At 53.9% G+C, this 1818-nt stretch carries 3 protein-coding genes; 1 reads left to right on the forward strand and 2 read right to left on the reverse strand.

Annotation, left to right across the window (positions count from 1 at the left end; translation table 11 throughout):
* Both PH547_RS33645 and PH547_RS33650 read right to left on the reverse strand, forming a co-directional pair.
* The coding region (locus tag PH547_RS33645; protein WP_285170473.1) for a transposase at nucleotides 1–192 on the reverse strand (192 nt) is incomplete at its 3' end.
* 76 nt (nucleotides 193–268) lie between these two features.
* Nucleotides 269–1501, reverse strand: coding sequence for a hypothetical protein (locus PH547_RS33650; protein ID WP_285170476.1), 1233 nt, complete (start codon nucleotides 1499–1501; stop codon nucleotides 269–271).
* A 103-nt stretch (nucleotides 1502–1604) separates the two neighbouring features.
* Between PH547_RS33650 and PH547_RS33655 the strand changes: the two genes are divergently transcribed.
* The coding region (locus PH547_RS33655; RefSeq protein ID WP_285170478.1) for a transposase at nucleotides 1605–1818 on the forward strand (214 nt) is incomplete at its 3' end.

Genomic DNA, 1818 nt, shown 5'->3' on the forward strand with positions numbered 1-1818 from the left:
CGATGGCGACGCACTAAAGTGGCTGAATGTCTTTCGCCATAAACGGATCTGACCCGGATGGATGTCATGCCGGCGGGCTACATCCCCAATGCGGACGCCAGGCTGATCTGCTTCTGCCAATATCTCCAGCTTAGCCTCTTTCGACCATCGCCGCCTACGCTCAACGCCGGAAATAATCTCCATGCGAGCCATGCCAACCTCTCAGTTCTGGTATTAATGTCAGCACTAATGCTGGTTCTAATGCCAGAACATCGCCTAACTGGCTCGTTCAGCAAAATCCGCTCACCGGACGCTCACGATTGATAGCTCCGACGATAAGGCATGTCGCGAGCGGCCATGTTCTGCGGAAGCTCTTTTTGAGAAGGGCTTCAGCAGAATAAATCGCAAGGATTGAAAGTGCTGGGATGCCGCCGCGCATCATTAAATCGTTACGGAACCCAACTCTTGTCAACGAGAGCGCGGTGAGGAAAACGAGACATATAAAGACGGGAACCGTGGCCGACCGGTTTACCCAGATTATACAGGCCCCCAGCAGCCAGAATTCGAGCACCAGGAAAAGAAAGAACTTCGGGACAGTGAAATAGCGGTCGGTCCAGCCGGGCGCAATGGGCAAACTGGAGGTTCCCTGCGCTAAAAACAGAAGGATTGGAACGAACAGCAGCACCGCTGCCGCAGCGTTTTGAACTGAGAGCGCCTGCCGGATGCCCGTCCTGATAAGCGCCAAAATCACAACAGGTGCCATGCCGATCAACACGAAGGGCGACCAGCCAGCGAGCGCTGCTGCAATCGTCATCCCGTTTCGCACCGATTGTTCGGGGTATCGCAGGAAAAGCGCAGCCGCGATCCATGCTGGAATCGCATGCTGCGGTGTCCACAGTAGACTGGTGACGTTCGCAGGACTCTCGGCGAAGCCTGCCCACCACTCGATATGAAAAGTAGGCCCTTCGCTGAATTGCGTAATGGCATATCCGACGATATCGGCGCCGCTAAACAACAGGAAGATCGCACATGCCGCTGCTTGCGTCTTCCAGCCATTCTGGTTGCGAAATGCGATGCGTAGCGCGATAAACAATCCCCCCACGGTCCATCCGTAGCTTGCAATGGGGACAACCCATTTGCCGACGGCCTTGCCGAAAAGAGACGGAACAACATACCAGGCCACAGGATAGCGCAGAAAATAATCGCCATTATCCAGGTGCACTTTCGGAGGCCACGACTGGTCCACCAGCAAATTGAATAAAGCATAATGCTTTGGCCAATCTGAATTCTGCCCGAAGGGCGGCGTGATGCCGGAGAGAAAAACCGCGCATGCGGCCACTAAGAGGATGGGAAACCAAATTTCGTTATGAAATGCCTCCGAACCCTCCGATCCCGCTCGACGAAGATCATAAACTGAAAGGCCCGTGCCCAGGGCTATAGCGATAGCTGCAGGCCAAATACTGATCGAAAGCAAGTAGACAGTAGTCGGAAACAACAAGTAGGAGATAGCTGCTATAAACATCGATCCACCGATTTTGAATGTAAGCGCGCGTTTTGCGGCACCTTTTGGCATTGAAAGATGTGAGGCATGAGGTGTGCACCAGAAAAGAGGTGGACACCATATTATGGCCAATGAGGATGAGAAACTTCGTGTGAAGCTCGTGGGTCGGGACGGGCGGCGGAGCTTTGATCGGCTGTCGAAGGCACGGTTGATCGAAAGTTGTTTGCAGCCAGGCACGTCGGTCGCGCAACTTGCATTGGACCATGGGATTAATGCGAACCTTCTTTGGAAATGGATCCGCCAACATCGGCAGGCGAAACAGGAGGCGCTGTCGAGTT

The organism is Rhizobium cerradonense, from assembly GCF_030182455.1.
GTDB lineage: Bacteria > Pseudomonadota > Alphaproteobacteria > Rhizobiales > Rhizobiaceae > Rhizobium.